The sequence below is a fragment of the Psychrobacter sp. FME6 genome, from assembly GCF_014861365.1.
Lineage (GTDB): Bacteria > Pseudomonadota > Gammaproteobacteria > Pseudomonadales > Moraxellaceae > Psychrobacter.
Genome location: NZ_RRYW01000013.1, coordinates 12,850 through 39,308, shown reverse-complemented (window position 1 = coordinate 39,308; position 26,459 = coordinate 12,850). Strand labels below are relative to the sequence as shown.

Sequence of the window (26,459 nt, the reverse complement as noted above, 5' to 3'; positions counted from 1 at the left end):
GAAAAAGCTGTTATGAATAAACAGCCGCTTGTTGAAGCTTTGACAAGCCGTGCTTTTTTAAACATCTGTCATATATTTTATCGCTGCTACTTTCATGCATTCAACTTTCAAACTGATAAAGCCAAGGTGATTGGCTTTTTTATTACCGACTAGTTTATGGAGCGCCCTATGAGTTACCCGTTATTTTTAACCAAAAAAAATACTGAGCTTTGGCAGCAGTATCAAACTTTAAAAACAAAAACACCGATGCTGTTTCCTACAGAAGGGGCGATTGCACTTGGGGTAAGCGAGTTTGAGCTGATGCTAGCATCCCCTTATAGCCAGTATATTGGTAATCAGTGTAAAGCGGTCTTAAAGCAGTTTGAAAAGTTTGGTGATATGGAAAGCATCGTGAGAAACGAGCTAGCTGTCCATGAAAAAACGGCGCCATACAACAATCTTAAGCTGGGCGAAAAAATGGGATTGGCACTCAATGTTGGCGGTTTGGATTTACGGTTTTTTATGTGGCAATGGCAGCATATGCTGGCGGTCACTGATACCAGTCGCACTGATAAGCCTTCTTATAGTATCCAGTTCTATAACGCCCAGGGCGGCGCCATCGACAAAGTCTATCTACGTGAGTTGAGTGCGGACAGCATTGCCCGCTGGCAAGCGATGATTCAGGAGCAATTACAAACGGTTGGTATTGATGAGCTAACACTAACTGCTCAGGAGCAGCCTACAGACTGGCGTTATAAAGCGCTGAGTGAAGAGAAGTGTGCGCAACTGCAACAAGGTTGGCAAGAAATGACAGACGTGCATCAGTTTCATAGCTTGTTAAAAAATCTCGATATCGATCGCGCCAGCAGCTACCAACAAGCCCCTGAACAAATGACGCATCGTCTTGATATTAGCGCTGTCGAAGCGATTTTTGAACAAGCGCGTGATGCCAAATGTCCCATTATGACATTTGTAGGTAATAGTGGTTTGGTACAAATTCAAACGGGTACCGTGCAAACGTTAAAGCGTATGGGGGACTGGTTTAATGTGTTAGATAAAGGTCACAATAATTTTACGCTGCACCTAAAAGACAAAGCGTTAGCGCAAGTATGGTGCGTTAAGCGCCCAACTAAAGACGGTATTGTGACTTGTATTGAAGGTTTTGATAACAAAGGGTCTAGTATATTTAGTGTATTTGGTCAACGTATTGAAGGCACACCTGAGCTTGTTGAATGGCAGCAAATTGTCGCCAATATTGTCGCAGCCCATTCGTATTCAGAAGTCGCAGTGCAAACGACGGTAACCCAAGCGCTAAGCACTGAGGAAATGGTATAGATTTAACGTAGCATATAAATAATGACGACTGGAACTAGAGCTGCATATCCTTTGCGTAACACTTTCTTTGCATAACACTTTACGTGCCAGTCGTTCTAATCAATCATTATTATTAATCGACAACCGTCATCAGTAGTCCTTAAAGATTATGAACAAGGAATTTTCATGTCCTCTCAGTTATTAAAACAAAGCAGCAAAAATCTAACATCAGAAAAGCCTTCAATGATAGACCAGTCTTTTAGTAAAGGTGCATTAAACGTAGCCGTTATGATTGGCGCATTTGCCTTGCCCTCGCTTTCCGCCCAAGCTTATGAGCGTGTTGTCGCGATGAGCCCAGATGTTGCAGACGTAGTAGTGGCATTAGGAGCGACTGATAAATTGGTTGGTAAAGATGCGACCAATGATAATCCAGCGCTAAAGAGCGTGCCCGCAGTAGGCATGCACCGTAATATTACTGCTGAATCAGTATTGGCGGTCAAGCCTGATTTGGTGCTCGGTAGTTATATGGTGCAGCCTGCGAGTATCTATCAGCGCTTAAATAGCTTAAAGGTTAAAGCGGTCAATGTGGCACCCAAAGAAGAAGTAAGTATCTTTGCCAATAGTATTAAATCTATCGGCAGCTACGTGGGTAAAAAACCCCAAGGGTCAGAGCTTGCTAAGCGTTGGAATGCAGATATGAGCCCAATGGCAAAGACGGGCAAACGCTATTTACTGAGTTACGACGGTCGTATCGTTGCAGGTAAGGGAACGGTAGGGGATGAGTTGATTCGCCGTGCTGGTGGGATTAACGCTGCAAACGTCTCAGGGTTAAAACCCATGTCACGTGAAGGCTGGCTGGCGGCCAAACCTGACGTTATTATTATTGCTGATCATAACCAAGCAGTCGTCGGCGGTGTTGGTAAATTTAGTAAGCGTCCAGAGATTGCGGCAAGTGCTGCCGGTAAAAATGGTGGCGTACACTTTTGGCCAGCCGATGACTTCTTGCGTTATGGTTTGAACTCACCGCAAATCTTAAAAAGACTTCATTCAGTCGCAAAGTAGTTGGTTAAAAGCTAAAGCTACTTACGTGGTCATCTCTATTTTAGCCATAGTTTTAGCCCTTATGTTATGCATCAATTTCATAAGCTGAGCGTGAGCTATTGACCACTCTTTTTCATCTGCTTAATAAAACGATACATCATATGGCAAATACGATTACCGTTCCTGTCCCTGCGTCAACTGGCAGGCATAAACACAACTTCTATTATATGCTTGCCGTTATAGCCTCTGGGTTACTGATTTGGTTGGGTCTTGGTATTGGCTTTGGCGAATGGTCAAGTCCCAATCATCTTGACGACACTATATGGCAGCTGCGCTATCCACGTGTAGTCACAGCGTTATTAGTAGGTATGGCATTATCGGTTAGTGGCGCAGCACTACAAGCCCTGTTTGAAAATCCTTTAGCAGATCCGAGTTTAATTGGCACGTCGGGTGGCGCAGCGCTTGGGGTGGTATTGGTACTAGCGTTAGGATTTGGCGGCGTCAGTATACCGCTTGCTGCCTTTAGCGGTAGTGTGCTGGTTTGCTTGTTTATTTTGTCTTGTCATCGCTTTTTAGGCGGTGGAAAGATGGGCTTACTGATATTGGGCTTTGTCATCAGTGCTTTTTGTGCCGCGGTGGTTAGTCTGATTTTATTTATGTCTGATGACATGGTACTCAGATCAGCAACCAATTGGCTGTCCGGAAGCATGGCGGAAGCGGGCTTTGTGCCGCTGCGTTATTCAATAGTTTCTATGCTATTGGGGCTGGCTATTTTACTGCCTCTAGGTCGTCAGCTAGATGGGTTAATGCTCGGTGAAGCCGCCGCCAAATCTTTGGGTATCAAGGTTGGTAGGGTTCGTTGTATGGTAGTGATTGCGTCGGCTTTATTGACGGGAGCGGCAGTATCTTTGGCAGGTGTGATAGGTTTTATTGGCATGATGGTGCCAAACTTGCTAGCCATTTTGTTTGGTGGCGGACGTATGCGCCTGATGATTTGGTCGGGCTGGCTTGGAGCAATGTTGTTATTGGTCATTGATGGCACAGCAAGACATGTTGCTTATCCAGTTGACGTGCCTGTTGGCATCGTTTTAGCGTTACTTGGCGGACCATTCTTTATCTGGTTGTTTGTCCGTAGTAGCCGCCGCTAATTGAGAAGGGGTTTTATGCTTCATTCATTTTTTATTTCGACATCAAAAACACCGTCAGTGGACTGTGAAAGTAACGTCAATAACATCAATAACAATGATGCAAACGAGCTGTTGTCGATGCAAGATATCCATATCTCTCACGGCAATAAAACATTATTAAAGGTAAACAAGCTAACAGTACCAAGCCAGAAACTGGTGGCTTTTATCGGACCAAACGGCGCGGGTAAAAGCACGTTGCTGCATACGGTTTTGGGTCAACACACTGGAACCGCGCTTAAAACGCACGGCGACATAACTATTCAAGGTCAGCCTATCAACGAAGTTATGAATGATGGTCATATCGCTTGGGTTGGACAACATGAGTGTTTTGAGTTGCCGCTAACGGTATTGGATTATGCGTTGTTGGGTGTTTCGCCAAATCTTGCATGGTATCAGCGCCCAAATGGGCAACATGTTGAACAAGCGAGAAATTTACTACAGGATTTTGAATTATTAAATTTAGCTGGTGCCCGAGTGCAGACCTTATCAGGGGGTGAAAAACAGCGGTTGGCTATTGTAAGAGCGCTGATGCAGAATACACGGATTATGATGTTCGATGAGCCGACCAATCATCTAGATATCCGTCATCAGCGTTTTTTGCTTAGTTATTTGCATAATCTGGTACAGCATCAACACAAAAGCATCCTTGTTGTCTTGCATGATTTGACCCATGCGCATCGTTATACTGATGAAGTGGTCTTGTTGGATACTGGGAAAGTGGTGGCTCAAGGCACGCCTAATGAGGTAATGACGAGTGAGCAGTTAAGTGATGTTTATCATGTAGATATCAAGGCGCATCAAACCGAAGATGGGTTAGTATTTGTGTGAAATCGTCAGCAAAGTTACTTGTTTTTTTTATAACGGATCGGCTATAGATAATTGTCATCTAAAAAATTAAAACAATATCAGATAAGCATTATAAAAAAACCGCCAAATAATTATTTGGCGGTTCTAATTTATACTGAACTTACTATAACAACTATAACGAAAGTTATAGCGAGATGTGCTGAGCTTCACCTTTTTCGACAGCAAGCCTAGCGGCAGCAGAAGCCACGGCTAAATCTTGCAAGCCAACACCAGTACCATCAAACAGGGTGATTTCATCCTCTGAGCTGCGACCTGGATGATCGCCATTGATGGCGTCACCGAGGGTAGTGATATCAGATTCTTTGATAGCGCCAGATTTGATCGCGTGCTGGGCTTCACCAAGGCTGATTGATTGTGCGATTTCATCAGTGAATACAGTAGCCGATGCTATTAATTCAGCATCAACTTCTTGCTTACCAACCGTATCAGTACCCATGCAGGCAATATGTGTACCGGGTTTGATCCACTCTTTCATTAGTAGCGGCTCAAATGCTGAGGTAATGGTAATAATAACGTCCGCTTCGGCACATAATTGCTCACGTTCAACAGACTCAAACGGTACACCTAATTCTTCAGCGACAGCTTGTAAGTTTTTAAGACGATCTTTATTCTTATTCCAAGCGACTACTTTTTCAAATTTGCGTTGTTCAAGCGCGGCGCGTAGCTGAAACGTAGACTGATGACCCGCACCAACCATACCCAGCACTTTGCTGTCTTTACGTGCTAGGTGGGCGATTGAGACTGCCGATGCCGCTGCGGTACGTACTGCCGTTAGGTAGTTGCCGCCGACTAGTGCACGCAACTTACCATTGTCTGGATTGAATAAAAAAATCGTTGACTGATGGTTGGTCAAGCCTTTAGCTTCATTACCTGGCCAATAACCCCCTGATTTTAGACCTAGTGATTTACCAGCGCGGTCAAAACCTGATTTAAAGCCATATAGAGCATCAGCATAGCCAATCGCTTCACGGATGACAGGGAAGTTATACGCGTCGCCACGTGACATTGATGCAAATACATTTTCAACCGCGATAAATGCAGAAGGGCGATCAATCACTGATTTACAAGCCTCTTCTGATACGATCAATAGACCTTCATTATTATCTTCACTCATTCTAAATTCCTTTTTATACTTTTTAATCTATAGTTCTTTAATAAAAAGGGGCTGCTGTAGGCTAAAGCTACAACAGCCCCTGTTAAACTAAACTGATAAAATTAAATTAATTCAACTTATCGTGATTAGTATGCGCGACCACGTGCAGATACAGGCCATACTTTTTCAACTTTACCGTTGCGGACACCAATATAAAAATCATGGATGTTACAAGTAGGATCACAATGACCAGGTACTAGCTTCAGTTTTTCATTGATTTTTAGTACGCCATTTGGATCGCTTACGACGCCATGTTCGTCTGAACATTTAACGTATTCAACATCATCACGACCATAGATAAAGGGTAGGCCACTATCTACTGATTGAGCTTTTAGACCAGCATCAACAATCGCTTTGTCAGGTTTGGCATGGCTCATAACAGAAGTTAATAGGAACAACGCATTTTCCCACTCACCAGCATCGATACGGTTGCCGTCTTCATCTAAGATACGACCGTAGTCAGCATCCATAAACGCGTAAGAGCCACACTGTAATTCGTTGAAAACACCTGAATTACTTTCAAAGTAGTAACTGCCCGTACCGCCACCTGAAACAAACTCTGGTTTTAGACCAAGCTCGTCTAAGGCATCGATAGCTTCTTGTACTTGATCGATAGCGATTTGGGTTTTAGCTTTACGATCGCTAAAGCTGTCCATGTGCTGCATGGCACCTTGATACGCTTGAATACCAGTGAATTTGATATTTTCAGCGGCATCAATTGCTTTAGCGATTTCAACAACCGCTTCAGTGGTAGTAACACCACAACGACCCGCGCCACAATCAATTTCGATATAGCAATTAAGTTCAGTGCCTGCTTCGGTTGCTGCAGCTGATAACTCAGCGGCACTATCGACATCATCGACACAAACGGTGATTTTTGCGCCAAGCTTAGGCAGGTTAGCCAAACGTTTAAGTTTAGCAGGCTCGCGTACTTGGTTAGATACTAAGATATCTGTGATGCCACCACGTGCAAACACTTCTGCTTCAGAAACTTTTTGACAGCATACGCCGACTGCGCCACCCATCTCTTGTTGTAGTTTTTGTACATCAACTGATTTGTGCATTTTACCGTGGCTACGATGGCGCATATTATGGTCTTTAGCGTAATCGCCCATTTTTTTGATATTGCGCTCAAGGGCGTCAAGATCCAATACCAAGCAAGGGGTTTGGATATCTGCTTCATCCATACCAACTTCAGCAGGGACGTTAAAACCAACTTCTAATTCTTCAGTAATCATGTTCAAGCTCCATTTGTTTATTTGATTGTATTTACTTAATTAACGGTATTTAATTAACGGTACTTAGTTAATTGTATTTATGGATATAAAAATGCGTTTAAACTTGCGCTCAATTTACGCTTAGTTAACGCTCAGTTTTTGTTTAATTCCAAGGCAGCTTGTCAAGATCGACGTTACCACCAGTGATGATGACGCCAACCTTTTTACCTGCAAAAACGTCTTTGTTCTTCAGGATGACAGCGAGCGGTACTGCACAGCTTGGCTCGATGACGATTTTCATATGTGTCCACGTTAGTTTCATGGCTTCAATAATTTCTTCTTCAGTCGCGGTCAGAATATCGGTCACATAATTGCTGACAAAATGCCAGGTTAAATCTTTAAGCGGTACTTTTAAGCCATCAGCGATAGTATCGGGTGCATCATCAGCGATAATATGCCCCGCTTTTAGTGAGCGCGCGGCATCATCAGCGTTGACAGGCTCTGCAGCATAAATTTTGACATCAGGGGCTAGGTTCGATAACGTCAAGCATGTGCCTGAAATCATACCGCCGCCACCGATTGGGGCGACAACCATATCAGGTTTTACGCCACGTTCTTCCATTTGCTCCAAAAACTCACGTGAGCAAGTCGCTTGTCCGGCAATGACGCGTGGGTCGTTGTATGGATGGACAAAGTCGCCGCCTGTTTCTGCTTGTATCTTGGCAAATACTTCTTCGCGTGAAGTGGTTGATGGCTCGCATTCAGTAATGATACCGCCATAACCGCGTACCGCCGCTTTTTTGGCTTCTGGCGCGCTATAAGGCATAACTACGTTACAGGGTATACCACGACGACCCGCTGCATAAGATAAAGACAGAGCATGGTTACCTGAGCTGTGAGTACAGACGCCATTTTTTGCGGCTTCGTCAGACAGACCAAATACCGCGTTTGATGCGCCGCGTACCTTAAAGGCACCCGCTTTTTGAAAATTTTCGCATTTAAAGAATATCTCACAGCCAGCCATCTCGTTTAAAAAGCGAGAGGTCAGAACTGGGGTGCGATGAATATATGGTTTAATACGCTCATGCGCCTCTAACATATCATCAAGCGTTGGAATCACTAATCCATCTTCATTTGTTATCATCAAAAATATTCCTTCATTTTTTGTTGAGTTGCTTATTTATTTAGTTACTTATCTAACGGTTATATCGAACAGACCGACTGCGCCATATTGCGTGCTATCAACTTTTTGGCATCAAAAAGTACAGACAGAAACGTCTTTTAGAAATTAGGTACACAGCAATAGGGACGACACGTTGAGCGCGTGGCGTAGTCTTTCTGGTTTATTGGTAGGGTCAGGAATGAAAACTGGGTTTTGCAGGGTTTTGATTTACATCCTTGTAAGCTTGTATAAATAAAGGTTATACAAAAATTAGATAGATAAGGTGTCGATCAGATTTCAAGCAAGAGTCTTCCTGACTCATACGGTTTTACTTTTTGTGTTTTGTATATTTAAAAAATTAACCATGTCAAAAGAAAGGAGTTGCAGGTGATTGGTCACTTTACTACTTACTGCATTCTTTTTATGGTGTTCTTGCGGTAACGGTTTTTACGAAGGATAACCTAAGAGGTTTTGGTTGAAAAAGTGTAGGTACTCATCAACTAATCAAAATATAGCATTAATGGTGAGTTGTAACAAGGTATTTTTAAATAACCTTTGTGCTAGACTATGATTAACCATTACAATGACTATTTTCTGCTCACTTGTCAAGATGTACCCAAGTGTTAAGATTTAATCAAGTCATCATAGTTTTTTTCCAACAAGCTTACTTTGATTGGTTTTGTTCTGCCAAGAGCCAATAGGGTAACGTTTACATCGCTATTTCTGAGCCGCTGTACTTAAGTGAGCATTTTTTTGCATTGCTCACTCTCTAACTGACGACAAATAACTTATTCAATGAAGCAAACACTATAAAACAATCCCTTCATTATCAATACTGAAGGCTTATGGAAGAGGTTTAATTTGTTAGGGGTATCAATCCTTAAGTGTGTTAGTTTGAATAATTTTAAGAAAGTTAGATAAAAACATCAATTTAAATAATTTCTATTATTTAAGAAATCGGTAAAAATATTTAAACCATTAACTTTGTACCACCATACACCTTTCAATAAGAAGATTTTTATTATGACAAACAAACGTCCATTATATATTCCTTTTGCAGGACCAATATTATTAGAAACCCCTTTATTAAATAAGGGTAGCGCCTTTTCACCAGAAGAACGTGACAGCTTTAATTTAACTGGTTTATTACCTCATGCCATTGAGACGATTGAAGAGCAGTCATTACGCGCCTATCATCAACTTCGCTCATTCACTAATGATATGGATAAGCATATTTATTTGCGTAATATACAAGATACCAATGAAACGTTATTTTTTCATTTGATTGAACAGCATATTGAAGAGATTATGCCGCTCATCTATACCCCAACGGTTGGACAAGCTTGCGAGAAATTCTCTCAAATTTATCGCCGTAAACGTGGCTTGTTTATCTCTTATCCTGAGCGTCATAAAATCGACGACATGCTGCAAAATGCCACCAAGCAAAAAGTAAAAGTGATTGTGGTAACCGACGGTGAACGTATATTAGGCCTAGGTGACCAAGGTATTGGCGGCATGGGTATTCCAATCGGTAAATTGGCTTTGTATACGGCATGTGGTGGTATTAGCCCCGCTTATTGCTTACCCATTTTGTTGGATGTCGGTACTAATAATCAACAATTGCTTGATGACCCGATGTACATGGGTTGGAGAAATCCGCGCATCTCTGGTAATGAATATAATGAATTTGTAGACTTATTTATCCAAGCCGTTAAACGTCGCTGGCCGGATGCATTATTACAATTTGAAGATTTTGCCCAAGAAAACGCGACACCGTTATTGAATAGATACCGTGACCAATTATGCTGTTTCAATGATGATATTCAAGGGACCGCTGCTGTTTCAGTCGGTACATTGATTGCAGCATGTTTAACCAAAGGTCAGAAACTTAGTCAACAAAAGATTGCGTTTTTAGGGGCAGGATCTGCTGGTTGTGGTATTGCCGAACATATTATTCGCCAAATGCAGCGTGAAGGTTTGACGGAGGCGCAAGCTCGCAGTCAGGTGTTTATGGTTGATCGTTATGGCCTACTTACCGATAGCATGACAGAGCTACAAAAGTTCCAAGAACCGTTAGTACAGAAAGAATCAGATCTTGAAAGTTGGGATCAAAGTCAAAAGCTCGGTTTAGCACAAGTGGTTAAACAGGCGGGAATCACGGTATTGTTTGGTGTCAGTGGGCAAAAAGGTCTGTTTACTCAAGAGATAGTGGAAACGTTATGTGCTAATACTGAAAACCCAATTGTATTACCGCTATCAAACCCAACGTCTCGTATTGAAGCAACACCACAAGAAGTGACAAGCTGGAGTAAAGGTAAGGCAATTATTGCAACGGGAAGTCCGTTTCCTCATACCACTTTTGAAGGTCAGTCTTTTGAGGTTTCTCAGTGTAATAACAGCTATATTTTCCCGGGTATTGGTTTAGGGGCTTTAGTAGCACGTGCAACGGGTATCAGCGACAATATGTTAATGGCTGCAAGCCAAGCACTTGCAGATATATCAATGGAATATGAAAAAGCACCAGGTGCGATATTACCGCCCATTAAACTCATTAGAGAGATTAGTGAAAAGATAGCCTATGCAGTGGCACTTCAAGCGATTGAAGATAAATTGGCGTTACCTATAACAGCAGAAAATTTAGAACGTCGATTAAAAGCCAATTTTTGGTTGCCAAAATATCGTAATTATCGTCGTACTTCTTTCTAACTGCTAGGAAATACAATGAAAAAAGCCGAATGTTACATAAGTAGCATTCGGCTTTTTTATTATTTACTTTTGATTTAATCCATATTTTGGCTAATACAAGGATGATTGTATAGTCAGTCCTAAATAAAATAAGTGCAAATATTATCACGCGCTACTAGGACGAATTTTTCTTGCTTGCTGTGCTTACGCTGACAGAGGCTGCGCAAAATTTATCCCAGTAGCACTGTGTTTTTTTATAGTGGATCGGCTATATTTAAAATCATAGCGACTATATTTTATAATGTCGTTGATTGTGGCGTTTAAACCCCATAAAAAAAGGCTTGCCGCATCGCTGCGAACAAGCCTTTTTTCTTTGTGCAATATAAATATGGTGGGCCCAGTAGGACTTGAACCTACGACCAAAGGAGTAGGGTCGAACTACCTATCTTTCGTGATAAACACGTTAAGAGTAGAGAATCCTCCCTCCGAACGCAGCTTGCAACTTTCATTGCACTACGCTCTCCATCACTCCAGTTAGACAAATTTTATGCTTTAGCTAGTTTCGGTAACGCAAGTTTACTAAGCTTTAAGCCGTCATACTTACCGTTATGTATTTTGACATGGCAATCGTGGCATACAGGAACTTGTTTACGGTTTATTTTAGCCATTGTGAGCGTGAAGCCTTTGACTTTTTCACCTATTTTCCTGATATGCTTAACATGGTGCATTTCGATATTCTCTGTCTCACCACAAATACAACACGGTGAGAATAGTTTACTTCTAGTACGCAATTTGATAAACGTTTGTAGTCTACCACCATCGTTTACAGTTTCGCTATGTGTCATGAACTCGAATTTCTGCCTAGTCAGTGACGGTTTGTAAGGGAAAGCAATCTTTCTAACTACTTTGCTATCCTTATCTTTTACCGTAACTGTTAGGTTTTGACCATATCTTTTAAAGGTCTTTTTAACGCTTGACCTGTGTTTGTGTGCAAGAGTTTTAGCTGCACTATGTAAGAGGATATATTGAACTCTCCCTAAGTCACATCTATTATCCGCGAACGAATAGTAGTTGTGCAATCCTAACCAAACACTACCAATCAATTCAACTATCTGTATATCGTCAAGCACTGACCAACTTGCTTTGCTCTTTGGGTTGCCGTCATGGTCACAAAATCCTTTAATGGCTAATTTACTAACCAATTCGCCTACAGGAGCAGTCATGATAGGCTGCCAACCCGTAACACGTTTCTTGAATTTAAAACCGTTCTTGCTAGTATATGTAGCTTTCTTACTTTCACCATCATGTCCGACTTTCAATTCTGTTCCTAAGAAACGAGATTTTTCAGTCTTAGCGTGGCGTATATGCGTTTTTTCAAAGTTTAATTTGAGTTTTAGCACATCTGTAAAGTAATCCGCACATTCCTGTCTGAGCTTTGTTGCAAGTTCTTTAGAGCCATTGACACCTATTATCCAGTCATCTGCATACCGTATGTATTTGACTCTGATGTACTCGCCATCATGTAATACGGTAGGGGTTGAGGCAAATTCTCGTTTAAGAGTTTTCACTTCATCTAGTATTCTTTCTTTCTCAACTAAGTCTGAACAAAGGTTTGCTTTCTTTAGTCGATAATTTATCTTACTAGACAGACTTCTATGCTTTGGGTGGGTAATTTTAGCATTACCTCTTTCATATTCCTTAATCTTGGCTTCTACAAATTTATCAAAGCCGTCTAAGTAGATATTGGCCAATGTAGGCGATACAACACTGCCTTGTGGCGTACCTACTATAGTATTATGGAACATGCCAAATTCAAGGTATCCTGCATTTAAAGCCTTTCGTATTAGGTTGATGAAGCGTTCGTCTGCTATTCTCACCCTAAGTAGTGATATTAAGATGTCATGTGAGATATTATCGAAGAAGCCCTCGATATCACCCTCAACAATCCAATTAACACCACTCCAATTGGTTCTAAAGCTTTTAAGAGCTGTATGACAACCCATATTCTCTCGAAAGCCGTGGCTATTCTCTGAGAAGTTTGGTTCATAGATTGCTTCTAGGATTAATTTAATAATCTGTTGGACAATCTTGTCATTTGGCGGTGCAATGCCTAAAGCGCGTTTCTTGCCGTTGCTTTTGGGTATTTCTACCTTTCTGGCAGCGGTAAATTGAAAAGACTCGTCTTTCATGGCATTGATTAAACGACTAATGGTTCTAGCCGAAAATCCGTCAATGGTTTTACCATCAGCGCCTTTGGTCATGTTTCCTGACTTACTTTTAAGAGTTTCATACGCTAAGACGTACAAATCTTCTTTGTAAAGCAGTCTATACAAATCACGGTTAACCCATTTAGGATTAGCTGTATTAATTTGTCTAATTTTCTCTAATCTTTGAATGTCTGAACTACTCATACGAGTAAACAATCCTTTATAGAGTTAGTGTGACTGTTACCCTTTCCTTTCAACACTTGTTAGAGTGTTCGTATATATAGCTCTATTAAGCAGCTATAAGCAGGTACTATGGTAACTCCGTTCCCGCGCATGTTATTCCAACCATGCTTATCAATTTCTCGACTTAGGGAATCCCATAGTTGCGCTTAAAACGCGACAATAGAATATTTAGGTACTCCGTTCGTTCTTTTCCCCTGTACTACAGGTAGCGTTAATCGAGTGACTCACAAAACTCTCATAATCATAATTCTGTGTCGATTAAATATAGACCTAAAGCAAAAGTGTCTATTGGGCAAGATACTCCCCACTTCAAACTAGAGTTCAAGCAGTTTAGCTTTTACCATGTATTCACTAACTGACTAACCTTTCGGGCATTTTGCTTTACCCTCACTAGCCTTTTACCAACCTGCTAAGTTCCCTCTAGGCTTTCGCCCTTTGGTATCGCTGACGGGTTTTTCTCGTCAACTAAGTTGGTGTTTTACATCAATTGTCACATGATGGTTAGGTTTCCCTAACAACGTTTTAAGCACCGCAATGGCGCACTTATGAGTCCTCTGCTCTAACCAACTGAGCTATGGGCCCTAACGTTAGACGCACAATGATACCTGATTTTTTCGATTTTTCAAGTAAAAGATAGGAAGTAACAAAGATATTTTTTATGAGGCGCCAATTTTCTGTCAAACATGACCGCCAGCCAAGGTAAGGCTACGGCCACCATCAACAGTAATGATCTCCCCGGTAACATAACTGGCCTCTGCTAAATAAAGCACGCTATGAGCAATTTCATCAGGCATTCCTATTCTTTGCATAGGGATAGATTCGATAATACTCCGTTGCTGCACATCATCAAGCGCTTGGTCGCTGTTGGTTTCTGGTAAGATATTGACCCCAGGAGCGACACCGTTGACGCGTATATTTGGTGCCATCTCCAATGCTAGGGATTGCACCATCATCCGATGAGCCGCCTTTGCCATACTATAAACCGCGTAATTGCTAAACGGCTTATTGTGCGCGTGAATATCGAGTAGGCTGATAATACAACCTCGCTGATTTTTAAGATAAGGGAGTAGGGCTTGGCTTAACAGTAAAGGCGCTTTGGCATTGGTTAAAAACAGCTCATCCCATTGAGCGTGATTAATGTTATTGAGAGGAGTAGGGTAAAAACGTGAGGCGTTATGCACCAATACATCTAACTGCCTAAATGCTTGCATAATAGTTTGGACAAATTGTTCTAACGCTGCGCTGTCATTGACGACTGCCAAGTCCGAAACGATGATAACTGCGCTACCAACACGAATTTTATTAAGCTCATTTGCTAGTGTATTCGCTTCTTGCTCACTGCGATGACAATGAATGATGACGCGATAGCCTTGGTTATGAGCAGATTTAACAATGGCCGCACCAATCCGTTTGGCACTACCCGTCACGAGCATCACTGGGGCCTTCGTATTGAGTGACTCAGAGGCATTATATTTTTGATTCATAATAAGCGCTATATGTTCTATTACTAAGATGTTTTTAAGATAGGTGGCGTGCTGCTTGCAGATGCTCAATCCTACGTTGCCTTAATGCTTCACCAATCGCTGGGCCTTTGAGGTCTGTCGCAATGTCATTCATCCCGATAGCACGAAAGCTGCTCAGCGCGAGCATCATTTGGCGATGCTGCATTGCCAATTGTAATACGTGGCTGCACACCAGCAGTTGTGAAAGCTTATTAGGCTCTTTATGAGCGCCACAAGCTTGAATAAGGTCGATTTTTTCAGCTGCACTAAGCGTATTTATGGTGCTGAGTTTTTTAGCTTGTTGTACGAATAGAGTCGCAAACTGGTTTTGTGCTTTTGGTACTTTGGCCGTATTGCCTATATCGTTGATACCCTTTGTAATCGTTGATTGATTGCTCTTTGGAACATCCGTTGAAATATCGGTTTTGCTATCAAACAATGATGAGTTTAGGCTAGCCATTAATAGCGCCCAGCGTTGTGACAGGTTTAATTGCATCTGACCTGCGAAGTATAGCGCAGTCTGCACCGTCTCTCGTATATTTCCATCACTCCACGCCTGATGTAATGGCAAAAAATACTCTACTAAAGCATCGATGTCGAACAGCTGTTGCCAGTAGATATGAGGGGATAGTTGTAAGGTTGCACGGCTTGACTCTTGCCAAATGCGTTCCGCGCTTAAGTGCGCGAGTTCCCCAGAGGCAACCAATTGGCGCATTAATAATAAGGTTTCATCAGCAATGACAAAACCCAAATCATAATAGCGACTATAAAATCGAGCAGTTCTGAGGACACGTAATGGATCTTCGCTAAACGCAGCTGAGACATGACGTAGGGTTTTGTTTTCTATGTCAGTCAGTCCACCATAGTAATCAATAACCTCACCGTTGACAGGAGTGTCATCGGTTAAGCCAGTGATTTCAATTGCCATGGCGTTAACAGTCAAGTCGCGGCGGCGCAAGTCCTCTTTTAATGTTACCTCAGGGCTCGCATGGATACTAAATCCTTGATAACCAACGCCTTGTTTGCGCTCAGTGCGCGCCAGTGCGTATTCCTCGTGACTGGTAGGATGCAAGAATACCGGAAAGTCGGCACCCACTTGTTGAAACCCTGCCTCAAGCATTTCTGTAACCGTCGCTCCAACGATGACAAAGTCTTTGTCTTTGATCGGGCGTCCTAATAGCTGGTCACGAACAGCGCCGCCGACGAGATATACTTGCATAATTCTCTCTTTTTATTTATTCAGTATTGACTAAATTGTTCTGTTCAAAAAAACCAGTCAATGCTTATCAAGCATTGACTGGTTTTAGTATAGCAGACGGTTTCTATAAATAAATGATAGAAGACCGTCCTAATGGCGTGCTTACAAGCGTATCAATGATTATTGATGCTCATTTTCTAAGTCTTGAGCTTCAGTGACCGCAAGAGCCGTCATATTAACCACACGGCGCGCTGTTGCTGATGGCGTTAGGATATGCACCGGCTTATTGGCACCCAATAGGATAGGCCCGATAGAAGCGCTACCTGTGGCTGTTTTTAGTAAGTTAAAGGCGATATTAGCAGAATCAAGCGTTGGCAATATAAGTAGATTGGCATTGCCTTCTAGCGTGCTCGACGGTAAGTCTTCTGAACGGATATTCGCATCCAGTGCGGCATCACCATGCATTTCACCGTCAAAATCGAAGTCCACATCCATGTCTAATAGCAACTGATGAACCTTGCGCATTTTTACAGCGCTGGCGCGATCAGAAGTACCAAAGTTTGAATGTGATACCAGTGCTACTCGTGGCGTGATGCTGAAGCGGCGCAACTGCTCAACTGCCAATATGGTCATTTCAGCCAATTGTTCAGCGCTAGGATCTTCATGGATATAAGTGTCGGCAATAAAGATATTGCGATCTTGCATCAACACCGCATTCATCGCATAAAAGTCGTTAACCCCTTGTTTTTTACCGATAACATTTTGCACGTATTTAAGATGCAATTGATAGTGGCTAAAGGTACCACAAATCATACCATCAGCATCACCATTTTCGACCAACAAAGCACCGATCAAAGAGGTCTTACGGCGTACATCACGACGGGCAAGTTCGATACTAACACCGTTACGTTTGTTTTTCTCGTAGTAGCCTTTCCAGTAGTCTTTATAGCGTGGGTCATCATCAATATTGACGATAGTGATGTTTTCACCGTCTTTTAGACGTAGTGCGAGCTTTTCGATATTATTGGCGATGACTGCAGGGCGACCAATTAAGACGGGTTGTGCCAGCTGTTCATCGACGACCACTTGTATCGCGAGCAATACATTGCTGTCTTCGCCTTCACAGTAGACGATACGCTTTGGATCTGCTTTTGCACGAGCAAAAATCGGCTTCATCACAAACGCTGAGTTATAAACAAACTCAGATAGGCTCTGACGATAGGCTTTCATATCGGCGATAGGCAACGTCGCAACACCTGAATCCATCGCTGCTTTAGCAACGGCAGAGGCGATCTCGATGATTAAGTTTGGCTCTAAAGGTCCTGGAATTAGATAATCACGACCGAAGCTTTGCATTTTCTCAACGCTTTTGACGTTTTTAGTCGGCGTTGCTTCAACGTGTGCCATCGCAGCGATTGCTTTTACACAAGCGATTTTCATTTCTTCGTTGACGGTCGTTGCACCTACATCCAATGCACCGCGGAAGATATACGGGAAGCATAACGCGTTGTTTACTTGGTTTGGATAGTCTGAGCGACCCGTAGCCATAATGACGTCTGGGCGTACCGCATGTGCCAATTCTGGCATGATTTCAGGCGTTGGGTTGGCCAGTGCGAAGATAATAGGGTCTTTTGCCATGCGGCGAACCATATCTTCAGTCAATATACCAGGCATCGATAAGCCTAAGAACATATCGACATCATCCATCACTTCTTCGATGGTCGTAGCCGTGGTATCACGAGCATAACGCTGTTTGGTTTCATCAAGGTTTTCACGGCTGGTACTGATAATACCGCGCGAATCAGAAACAAAAACATTGTCTTTATTAACGCCTAGCGCACAGATAATGTTTAAGCAGGAGATAGCGGCAGCACCAGCACCTGAGCAGACAATCTTAATATCCTCTATTTTTTTATCAGTAATCAATAGTGCGTTGAGCATCGCCGCGGCAACGATAATTGAGGTCCCGTGTTGATCATCATGAAAAACCGGAATGTTCATACGCTCACGCAATTCGCGCTCGATTTTGAAACATTCTGGCGCTTTGATGTCTTCTAAGTTGATACCGCCAAAGGTAGGCTCAAGTGCGGCAACCGCTTCGATAAATTTATCAGGATCATTTTGCGCTATTTCTAAATCGAATACGTCAATACCCGCAAACTTTTTGAATAGAACGCCTTTACCTTCCATGACAGGCTTTGATGCTAGTGGACCAATATTCCCTAAACCAAGTACCGCCGTACCGTTAGTGATAACACCAACCAAGTTGCTACGTGCCGTATATTTAGCCGCCAGCTTTGGGTCTTTTTCAATCTCAAGACAAGGCACCGCGACACCTGGAGAGTAGGCTAAAGCTAAATCACGTTGGTTAGCCATCTGCTTGATAGGGGTGACTGAGATTTTACCAGGGCGTGGGAACTCATGGTAGTGCAGGGCAGCTTGCTCAAACTGCTCTTTTTCTGTACTAGGGGTATCCGTATTCAAAGTGATATCGTCTTTCATAATAATGGCCATGGTTGGGATAAATTGAAATAGAGTGAATCGTGATAAAAGCCGACGTCTAACCCTCAAGAAATATACTATAATGAGGGTGCTTTTATACTAAAAAGGTCGTGTTTAACGACTAGGTATCAGCGTAAAAACTGTAATATCTTAAAAACAGTTATTCTAGCATTATTGGCAAAAGGTTGCCTAGCTAAGCGCCTTGAAACAGGCAGACAATATAATGAATTGATATTCATTATTTAGCCAGTTGATAATGCCAAAAAACAGCATTGAATATCAACCTTAATTTCACAATGTTTCAAAATATTACAGAGTAGTAGGCTTATTAAGAAGAACAGCTAATCGGCATTTGCGGTGCATGAGGTGCAGGTGGCGTTGTATCGAGTTCGCTGGCAATATCTTGTACTCTATAAGGTGTTGCAAGTAGGTTGAAAACTCGATTTAATTCTTCAAACTGTCCTTGTTCAGCCGCTGTAATCACCCGTTGTGCCATGCTATTGCGTAGGACATAAACGGGGTTGTTCGTTTGCATGTCATTAATGGATTGCTCAATAGACAGCTGCTGTATTTGCGCCAAATAGCGTGTCGACCAATCTTGCCAGACTTGTTGCGCCTGATGGTTAAGTTCAGTCATCATAGTTTTTAGTAGTTGCTGCTCGTAAGGGTATTCAGTTGGCGCGACCAAGCCGAGTAGCGCACGGAAGCTGTTGGTATAGTCGAGTAAGTTGTCCTCTAATAAGCTTAACCATTCAAAAGCCAAGGTTAGGCTTTCTTTTGCGTGCGGTAGTCCAAGTTTGCGGCATAGCCCTTGCTGATAATGCTGCATAAAGATTGGCTCATAAGGTGCCAAACAATCCGCCAGCGTTTCACGGGTAACGCCTTCTAAACGCATAAAGTGCGGCAGCCAAACATTCAAATTCCAATGACCGATGGCAGGTTGGTTTTGATAGGCATAGCGTCCGGTATGGTCAGAGTGATTGTTAATCCAAGCGGGATTAAAGCGCTCCATAAAGCCAAACGGGCCAAAGTCTAAGGTGCTACCCGTGATAGATAGATTATCGGTATTCATCACCCCGTGGGCAAATCCAATCAATTGCCAGTCAGCGATCATCCGCGCTGTACGCTCAACCACCGCTTGTAGAAATGCTGAGACTGGCGATTCGCTGTCATGGCATTCAGGATAATAGGTGTCAATCATATAGTCGGTAAACTCAGCGAGCAAATCGGGAGCAAAGCTAGCAATCCATTCGATATGACCGAAGCGAATATGGCTGTCAGCCACACGCATCAATGCTGCTCCAGTCTCCATACGTTCACGGCGAACTTTAGTTTCAGATACCACAAACCCCAAAGCGTTAGACGAAGGAATGCTAAGTTGGGTTAGGGCATGACCACATAAGTACTCACGAATGGTACTGCGTAAAACAGCACGTCCATCGCCCATCCGTGAGTAGGGTGTTAGGCCGATACCTTTAAGGTGTAAGTCTTGTAATTGGTCGTTATTATCTAGCACTTGCGCCATTAATAGGCCGCGCCCATCACCCAACTGTCCAGCCCATTGTCCAAACTGATGACCGGCGTAAGCCATTGATAATGGCTGAAACTGAGCAGGCACGTATTGTCCGCCCAATATCTCAACCCAGTGTGCCATTAAGTCTTCATCTTCCGTCCAGCCTAATTGCTCTGCAACTTGCTTATTAAAATGACCAACACGTAGGTTGTCTAAAGGCGTCGGTGGTTGCTCATGATAAAGACGGGTATCTAACTTGACGTAGGTATTTTGATAGCGCATATGAGACTTTCCAATTTAGGTTTAGAAGCTTAGGTTTAGAAGCTTAGGTATAAAAGCGGGTGTATGAAAAATTAGTATAAAACCGAGTAATGAGAGTAATAAGCTCACTATAACATAGCCTGAAGTTGGTAACGTTTCGCTATGTCTATCTCCTGTCATTGATACTTGTCATTCTATTTCTGCTAAAGACCATTGTCTTTTATGGCAAGCGTTTATAAATACGTCATAAAAAATCCCCCTATCTTTTACAGATAGAGGGAAGGAAAAACGTAAAGTAAGGAAGCTAAATGACTAGTTTTCTATTAAAGCTTAAGCCGCTTTGGTGTTTTGTCCGATAGAGCGAAACGCTGTTTTTAAGTTGCTATTATGGGTCAGTATTTTTTGCTCAATCTTGGCATAGTCGTGTTTTAACTCATTTTCAACTTCATGTAGACGATCAGCAAACTCGGTCTTTTTCAGCTCAATGGTTTTTGCTTTAAGGGCTTGCCATTCTTCAACCGTTTGGGTAAAGGCATCGTATTCAAACTTGATGCGTTCTTGGAAGCTTTTCATAGCATGAGGAAGATCAAGACCATTGCTTGATGCCGTATCAATCTGCTGTTGTGCTGCTTTAAACTGCATTTGCACTTCGGCATGTTTGATCGTTGTGTCATCAACAGTACGTAGCTCACTGGTTAAACCAAGCTTCGATAGACCTGCAATCAACCATTTGGTTGGGTCATATTGCCACCATTTTACGCCATTACGATAATCGTATTGGAAGAAATGATGGTAGTTATGATAACCCTCACCCCAAGTAAAGATAGCTAGGATAAAGTTATCACGGGCACTATTAGTGTCGGTATAAGGACGTGACCCAAACATATGACATAGCGAGTTAATAAAGAAGGTAAAGTGATGGGTCAGTACTAAGCGTAGTAAACCAGCAAGTACCAACGTACCCCAAACATCGCCCAATAACCAACCAACGGCAGCGACGAAGCCGACGTTCATTGCCAGTACCCATAAACCATAATACTTATGCTGGATCTGCAAGGTTTTATCTCTGGTCAAGTCCGGGATGTTTTTGTAATCGAACTTACCGCTAGGGTAGTTGCGTAGCATCCAGCCCATGTGACTAAAGAAAAAGCCACGCTTCGCTGAATACGGATCGTCTAAGCGATCATCAACATGACGATGATGGCTACGATGACCAGAAACCCAGTCAAATGCTGAACCTTGTACCGCTAAGGTAGAACCAAGCAATAAAAAGTTTTTAACCACCGGATGTGCTTTATATGCACGATGCGACAATAAACGGTGATAACCGGCAGTGATACTGATGCCTGTCCATACCATAAAAGCACCAAACACGCCCCAAACGGGTGCGCTGACTTGGTGGGTAAATAGATACCATGGCGTAATAATCGCAGCAGCGATAGGGGTGGCTACCAGAATAGTCGCTGGGATCCAGTTAATCGGCGCTTTAGTAAACTCAAACTCACGCATATCGATGCTGTCTGCATTGCTAGACACATCGGTTTTTTCAGAAGTGTCCGCATAGTTGCGTTTGGCAACTGGCGTCTCATTGAGTGAGTTATTCGCTTTGTTCTCATCAAAACGAGCTTTGAAACGCGTCATTTGAGTGCTGGCAGATTTTGCAATCGTGTCACCAGATTTGATAGCGAAACGTAAGCCTTTAAGCGGTAAGCCAAGTGCTTTTTTTGCAATCATATAATATCCCTAGCGGTATTAATTTAACTTCCTATAATACCCTAAAAACTCCATAAAGTGAACACTTATACACTATAAAAATATTGCTAAATAACAATAACTTGTATCGATTATAGGAGGTGTTGACAAAAATTCCCCGTGACTTATCAGACATGCAGTAAAAGTGTAAGTTGAACGACAAATATGTAGGCAATCAAAGGGGTATAAAAATGAAGCTAACAGATTTAATAGATAAGTAAACGAGTGGGGTAATCTGTGATAATGACATCTACTTGCCAAGCTATAAGTTGTTCAATGGTGTCGATATCATTGACGGTCCACGCACTGACAGGCAAATTGTAACGATGGCAGTGCTGAATGATTTTTTTGTTCAGAAGTGGGTAGTGAATACCCAATTGCCCACAGCCAAGTTGCAGAGCAGTATTAGGCGCTGTTGCCAATGCTTCAGGTGTACGAATAAGTAAACCACGCGGAATATGCGCCAATAATTTACTGCATTGTAGTCTGGTATGGAGCTCGATATCAAAGCTAGTCAACACAATAGGTAAGCTGGTAAGTGGACTGTCAATTAGGTCGCGCTGCAAAGCCTTGATTAATTTGCCATAATCAGTACGGTTATGCGTTTTAAGCTCAAGCTCAATATAAGTAAAGCCACGCAGCACAGGCGCTATACTGGCTAAAGTGACAATCTGATGTCCAAATTGTACGTGGCGTTGAATCTCAGCGAGGTTTAGCTGCTCAATGTGTGATTGCTGGGCGCACATGCGTTCTAGGTTATCATCATGAAATATGACCAAATGTCCATCAGCGCTTAGCTGCACATCAAATTCAACACCCGCTAAACCAGCCGTTTGCAAGCTTTGAGTATGCTCGAAGCCCGATAAGGTGTTTTCTAATGCCTCACCGCGAGCACCGCGATGACCTAATAAAAGCGTATTTTTAAGGTTTATCATAACCACTATCTAACCAGTATTTTTAGCGCCATCATATCGTTTCTGATAAACAGGGTCTAATGGAATATTTATGAAATACAGGGCAGTAGTGGTAAACCGACGTCATTGTCTAAATATGTATTTGTTGCGTTTTTGCAACCAAACCTAGATTTTGGGCATAATGTGAGACGTTATTTGTATATCAATAGGCTACACTGATGACCATTGAATACAAACACCGTATAATAATGTTGTTTTTAAACCTATCACAATCACGGTTATTATTTGAGTGTGAGGGTTTGAATATCAAATACTGTCCGTCGGTGGCGGCACGAATCAGTAAATTGGAGCAAAATAAATATGAGCGTAGCAAATAAGAATTTGAGCAAGTGGTATAAGGTTGCTGGTATTGGGATGGTATGCGGTTTGGCACTTGCTGGCTGTGACCGCTCAGAAGAAGAAAATACCACGGAAACTGCAGAGACCACTGAACAAGAAACAGCCACAAGTGAAAACGCTGCTGCTACTGCGGTTAGCTGTGATGATCCAATGGTTCAGGATCGACTCAAATCTGCCTTAAAAAACACGCTCAATCAGCAAGCGCAAACATTGGCGGCAAGCTATGCTAATGAAGCAGAAGTTAATCTAGATAATGGTGCGGTTACCGAAAAAGCCAATGGTATCGTGATCGATGTACAAAATGCCGCCGTTTTACAAGCCGCTAATGATAATGGCATGACCACTTGTCAAGCAAGCGTGAGCATGACCTTGCCAAGCGAAGACTTATATCAAGCGAGCCAAGTCCAAGCGGCCAATAATCAGCCAAGCCTACAGTCTCGTTTAGCCAAAGACAATATTCGTATTAATAATAATATGCTTGTCGACGACGCCTTCACTTATGTCGTTGGGACGCAAGGCGGTCAAGTACGTACGCGTATCGCTGGACAACCCGCACTAATGACTGTGGTGTCGGAAGTAGTCGCAAGCTCAGTGCTTCAGTCTGAGATAGAAAAACAGCGTGCCCAACGTGCCGCCGAGCAAGCTGAACGCCGAGCAGCGGCACAGAACGATGACAGTCAGTCAGCGCCAGTTCGCCAGCCTAGAGAAGTAACGCCAGTTGAGCCGATTCGTCCTGCCACGCCGCCGACTGTTAATAACCCAAGCAGTAACCAAAACAACGATACGGACAGTCGCTCAGCCGATGCACCTGCTGATGAGGCGAAAAAATCTGCCAAAAAATCGACACCTGAAGATGACAGCATCGATATGGTCATTATTGAAGATGAAAGTGCTACTTACTAATCAGTAAGCCTTACGCCGTTGTTGAGCAATAATGTAGTTGTCGAACAATAATAGAGTTGCTGAATAGTATTACTAAGTCAGCAAAAAGCCCGCAGTGTTAAGGTTGCGGGCTTTTCTTTATTTTTTTAGCGTCTTGACCAAATGATATTGTTATAGAGCGTTATTTATCTTCAGCCAGTTTTTGTAACACTTGGGGGTCCCAAAGTACCTCAGAGACCTTGTTGGGATCGGTGCAAAAACGCGCCGCGACAAATAGCCAATCAGACAAACGATTGATAAAGCTCACCGCAGTACTACGAATCGCGTCTGGACGTTCTTGTTGTAATAGCACCGCTTGGCGCTCAGCACGGCGACAGACTGTACGAGCAATGTGCAGTTGGCTGACCAATACCGACCCTGTGGGTAGGATGAAGTCCTTTAGTGGTGGCAAGGCCGTATTCATCGCATCAATCTGTTGCTCCAACCATTCAATGTGAGTGGCGTTGACGGCTTCGTATTCTGGCATGGCAAGCTCACCGCCGATATTGAATAACAAATGCTGAATGATGACCAATGCTTGAGAAAACGATTCATCTATAGACAGCTCTGAACTTGAAGGTGCATTATTTTGCTGTAATTGAGCACGTACCAGACCGATATGCGAGTTGAGCTCGTCTATGTCACCCATGACGCTAAATAAACTGTCGGCTTTACTGACACGGCTGCCGTCTGCCATTCCAGTACTGCCGTCATCACCAGTGCGTGTATATATCTTGCTTAAGCGATTGCCCATATCTAAATCCTTAATGGTTTTTTATAATTGAGTAGCGTTAGTTGCGCGCTCATTGTAGTATTTTATGGCTGTTTTCGCTAAGATAATGGGTTAAGTTTTATATTGGTGCGCCCTAAACTTATTTTTTCTTATACTTTTACTTTAAAGGCCTTTTAACTATGACCACACCACTTGCCGATGCGATGTCTCAGCTTGCTATTTATGACTCACTAACTGGCAGTAAACGTCAGTTCGTACCACTAAAATCAGGGCAGGTAGGTATGTATGTGTGCGGCATGACGGTTTATGATTATTGTCATATTGGTCATGCGCGGGTGATGGTTGGCTTTGATGTGGCGGTGCGCTGGCTAGCACAATTGGGTTATGACGTTAATTATGTGCGTAATATCACAGATATCGATGACAAAATTATTACTCGTGCTAGTGAGAATGATGAGGAAATTGGCACATTGACGCAGCGATTTATCGAAGCGATGCACGAAGATGCAACGGCGCTTGGCTGCCTAATGCCCGATGCCGAGCCACGTGCGACTGACCATATCGATGAGATGCAGCAAATGATTGAGACGCTGGTCACTAATGATTATGCTTATGCAGGCGATAATGGTGATGTTTATTATGCCGTCGATAGCTTTGCAGAGTATGGCAAATTATCTAAGCGTAATCTAGATGATATGCAAGCAGGCTCGCGTGTCAATGTCGAACGCGACAAGCGCAATCCGTTTGATTTTGTCTTATGGAAGGCAGCAAAACCCAATGAACCGCAGTGGGCGTCACCATGGGGACAAGGGCGTCCGGGCTGGCATATTGAATGTTCGGCGATGTCGACCAAGTGTTTGGGGAATACCTTTGATATTCATGGCGGTGGTCATGATTTACAGTTTCCGCATCACGAGAACGAGATTGCCCAATCTGAAGCGGCGACGGGCTGTGAGTATGCGCGCAATTGGATGCACGTGGGTTTTATCAACGTTGACGGCGAAAAAATGTCCAAATCACTGGGCAATTTCTTTACCATTCGTGATGTGACCGCGCAATACCTACCTGAAACGGTGCGCTTTTTCTTACTATCAAGCCATTATCGCAGCCAAGTAAATTTCTCTGATAGCGCATTGGATGAAGCACACAATAGCCTAAGCAGATTGTACAATGCATTAAAATTGGCTGAACAACAAAAAAGGCAGAGCTTAGTAGTCGATGATGCATTGATAAATGACGCCTATAGCAGCACAGCTGGGCAAAACTTTATCAAAGCCATGAATGATGATTTCAATAGCTCCACAGCGATTAGTGTGCTATTTGGGCTGGCACGTGATATCAATAAAGCGATTAAAGCCGAAGACGTAGATAGTGCCTGGCAATGGGCGCAGCAGCTTAAAGCGTTGGCGCAAGTGCTGAATATATTACAACAGCCAGTACAGCAGTTTTTGCAGGCAGTGATTGGCGATAATGCAGAAGATGGTTTAAGCGATGCCGCTATCGATAGTTTAATCATTGAGCGTGCTGATGCCAAAACCAACAAGGATTTTGCCCGTGCAGATGAAATACGTGTGCAACTGAAAGAGGCGGGTATAGAGCTCGAAGACAGCCGCGCAGGTACGACATGGCGCCGCGCATAAGGTAAAGGTTTGCTGAACGTATATATATTTTACCGAACATACATATAGTAATAAAGTAAGTCAGCTTTA

The 26,459-nt window shown here is 42.8% G+C and carries 18 protein-coding genes; 7 read left to right on the top strand and 11 right to left on the bottom strand.

Annotated elements, in window-relative coordinates; all coding sequences use genetic code 11:
- Window positions 1–168 precede the first annotated feature (168 nt).
- From EI162_RS03390 to EI162_RS03375, 4 genes are all read left to right on the top strand, one after another.
- Complete coding sequence (locus tag EI162_RS03390; RefSeq protein ID WP_192523020.1) at window positions 169–1,314, top strand: ChuX/HutX family heme-like substrate-binding protein; 1,146 nt, start codon at window positions 169–171, stop codon at window positions 1,312–1,314.
- 165 nt (window positions 1,315–1,479) lie between these two features.
- Window positions 1,480–2,355 (top strand): heme/hemin ABC transporter substrate-binding protein, encoded by an 876-nt coding sequence (locus EI162_RS03385; protein WP_192523019.1) that lies wholly within the window; start codon window positions 1,480–1,482, stop codon window positions 2,353–2,355.
- 140 nt (window positions 2,356–2,495) lie between these two features.
- The gene (locus tag EI162_RS03380) at window positions 2,496–3,482 is read left to right on the top strand and encodes a FecCD family ABC transporter permease (RefSeq protein WP_225736900.1); all 987 of its coding nucleotides are present in this window, start codon (window positions 2,496–2,498) and stop codon (window positions 3,480–3,482) included.
- Window positions 3,483–3,497: 15 nt separating this feature from the next.
- The gene (locus EI162_RS03375; RefSeq protein WP_192523018.1) at window positions 3,498–4,349 is read left to right on the top strand and encodes an ABC transporter ATP-binding protein; all 852 of its coding nucleotides are present in this window, start codon (window positions 3,498–3,500) and stop codon (window positions 4,347–4,349) included.
- Window positions 4,350–4,512: 163 nt separating this feature from the next.
- On the opposite strand, the gene bhcD is transcribed toward EI162_RS03375, so the two are convergent.
- From bhcD to bhcB, 3 genes are all read right to left on the bottom strand, one after another.
- Window positions 4,513–5,502, bottom strand: coding sequence for an iminosuccinate reductase BhcD (gene bhcD / locus EI162_RS03370; protein ID WP_192523017.1), 990 nt, complete (start codon window positions 5,500–5,502; stop codon window positions 4,513–4,515).
- 125 nt (window positions 5,503–5,627) lie between these two features.
- Window positions 5,628–6,779: a 3-hydroxy-D-aspartate aldolase BhcC gene (gene bhcC, locus EI162_RS03365; protein ID WP_192523016.1), complete on the bottom strand. Its 1,152-nt coding sequence runs from the start codon at window positions 6,777–6,779 to the stop codon at window positions 5,628–5,630.
- A gap of 142 nt (window positions 6,780–6,921) precedes the next feature.
- Window positions 6,922–7,902: a beta-hydroxyaspartate dehydratase BhcB gene (gene bhcB, locus EI162_RS03360; protein WP_192523015.1), complete on the bottom strand. Its 981-nt coding sequence runs from the start codon at window positions 7,900–7,902 to the stop codon at window positions 6,922–6,924.
- 1,041 nt (window positions 7,903–8,943) lie between these two features.
- Between bhcB and EI162_RS03355 the strand changes: the two genes are divergently transcribed.
- On the top strand, window positions 8,944–10,626 hold the full coding sequence (locus EI162_RS03355) for an NAD-dependent malic enzyme (protein WP_225736899.1): 1,683 nt from the start codon (window positions 8,944–8,946) through the stop codon (window positions 10,624–10,626).
- Window positions 10,627–11,150: 524 nt separating this feature from the next.
- On the opposite strand, the gene EI162_RS03350 is transcribed toward EI162_RS03355, so the two are convergent.
- The 7 genes from EI162_RS03350 to EI162_RS03320 all read right to left on the bottom strand — a co-directional run bounded on the left by EI162_RS03350 (window position 11,151) and on the right by EI162_RS03320 (window position 22,718).
- On the bottom strand, window positions 11,151–13,016 hold the full coding sequence (locus EI162_RS03350; RefSeq protein ID WP_192523014.1) for a reverse transcriptase domain-containing protein: 1,866 nt from the start codon (window positions 13,014–13,016) through the stop codon (window positions 11,151–11,153).
- A 716-nt stretch (window positions 13,017–13,732) separates the two neighbouring features.
- The gene (locus EI162_RS03345; RefSeq protein ID WP_192523013.1) at window positions 13,733–14,539 is read right to left on the bottom strand and encodes a pteridine reductase; all 807 of its coding nucleotides are present in this window, start codon (window positions 14,537–14,539) and stop codon (window positions 13,733–13,735) included.
- Window positions 14,540–14,573: 34 nt separating this feature from the next.
- Window positions 14,574–15,776, bottom strand: coding sequence for a tRNA nucleotidyltransferase (locus EI162_RS03340; RefSeq protein ID WP_192523012.1), 1,203 nt, complete (start codon window positions 15,774–15,776; stop codon window positions 14,574–14,576).
- A gap of 159 nt (window positions 15,777–15,935) precedes the next feature.
- A complete protein-coding gene (locus EI162_RS03335; RefSeq protein ID WP_192523011.1) occupies window positions 15,936–18,257 on the bottom strand; it encodes an NADP-dependent malic enzyme in 2,322 nt (773 codons plus the stop codon).
- 328 nt (window positions 18,258–18,585) lie between these two features.
- A complete protein-coding gene (locus EI162_RS03330; RefSeq protein WP_192523010.1) occupies window positions 18,586–20,052 on the bottom strand; it encodes a protein adenylyltransferase SelO in 1,467 nt (488 codons plus the stop codon).
- Window positions 20,053–20,361: 309 nt separating this feature from the next.
- The gene (locus tag EI162_RS03325; RefSeq protein WP_192523030.1) at window positions 20,362–21,540 is read right to left on the bottom strand and encodes an acyl-CoA desaturase; all 1,179 of its coding nucleotides are present in this window, start codon (window positions 21,538–21,540) and stop codon (window positions 20,362–20,364) included.
- Between the two features lie 449 nt (window positions 21,541–21,989).
- On the bottom strand, window positions 21,990–22,718 hold the full coding sequence (locus EI162_RS03320) for a glycerophosphodiester phosphodiesterase (RefSeq protein ID WP_192523009.1): 729 nt from the start codon (window positions 22,716–22,718) through the stop codon (window positions 21,990–21,992).
- Window positions 22,719–23,057: 339 nt separating this feature from the next.
- Between EI162_RS03320 and EI162_RS03315 the strand changes: the two genes are divergently transcribed.
- Window positions 23,058–23,999, top strand: a complete 942-nt coding sequence (locus EI162_RS03315) for a hypothetical protein (RefSeq protein WP_192523008.1) — start codon at window positions 23,058–23,060, stop codon at window positions 23,997–23,999.
- A 160-nt stretch (window positions 24,000–24,159) separates the two neighbouring features.
- Here the strand turns inward: EI162_RS03315 and EI162_RS03310 are convergent, their stop codons facing one another.
- Window positions 24,160–24,771, bottom strand: coding sequence for a cob(I)yrinic acid a,c-diamide adenosyltransferase (locus EI162_RS03310; protein ID WP_192523007.1), 612 nt, complete (start codon window positions 24,769–24,771; stop codon window positions 24,160–24,162).
- A 158-nt stretch (window positions 24,772–24,929) separates the two neighbouring features.
- Here EI162_RS03310 and cysS point away from each other — a divergent pair, with 158 nt between their 5' ends.
- Entirely contained in the window at window positions 24,930–26,390 is a 1,461-nt protein-coding gene (gene cysS, locus EI162_RS03305) for a cysteine--tRNA ligase (protein WP_192523006.1), read from the top strand.
- Window positions 26,391–26,459 lie beyond the last annotated feature (69 nt).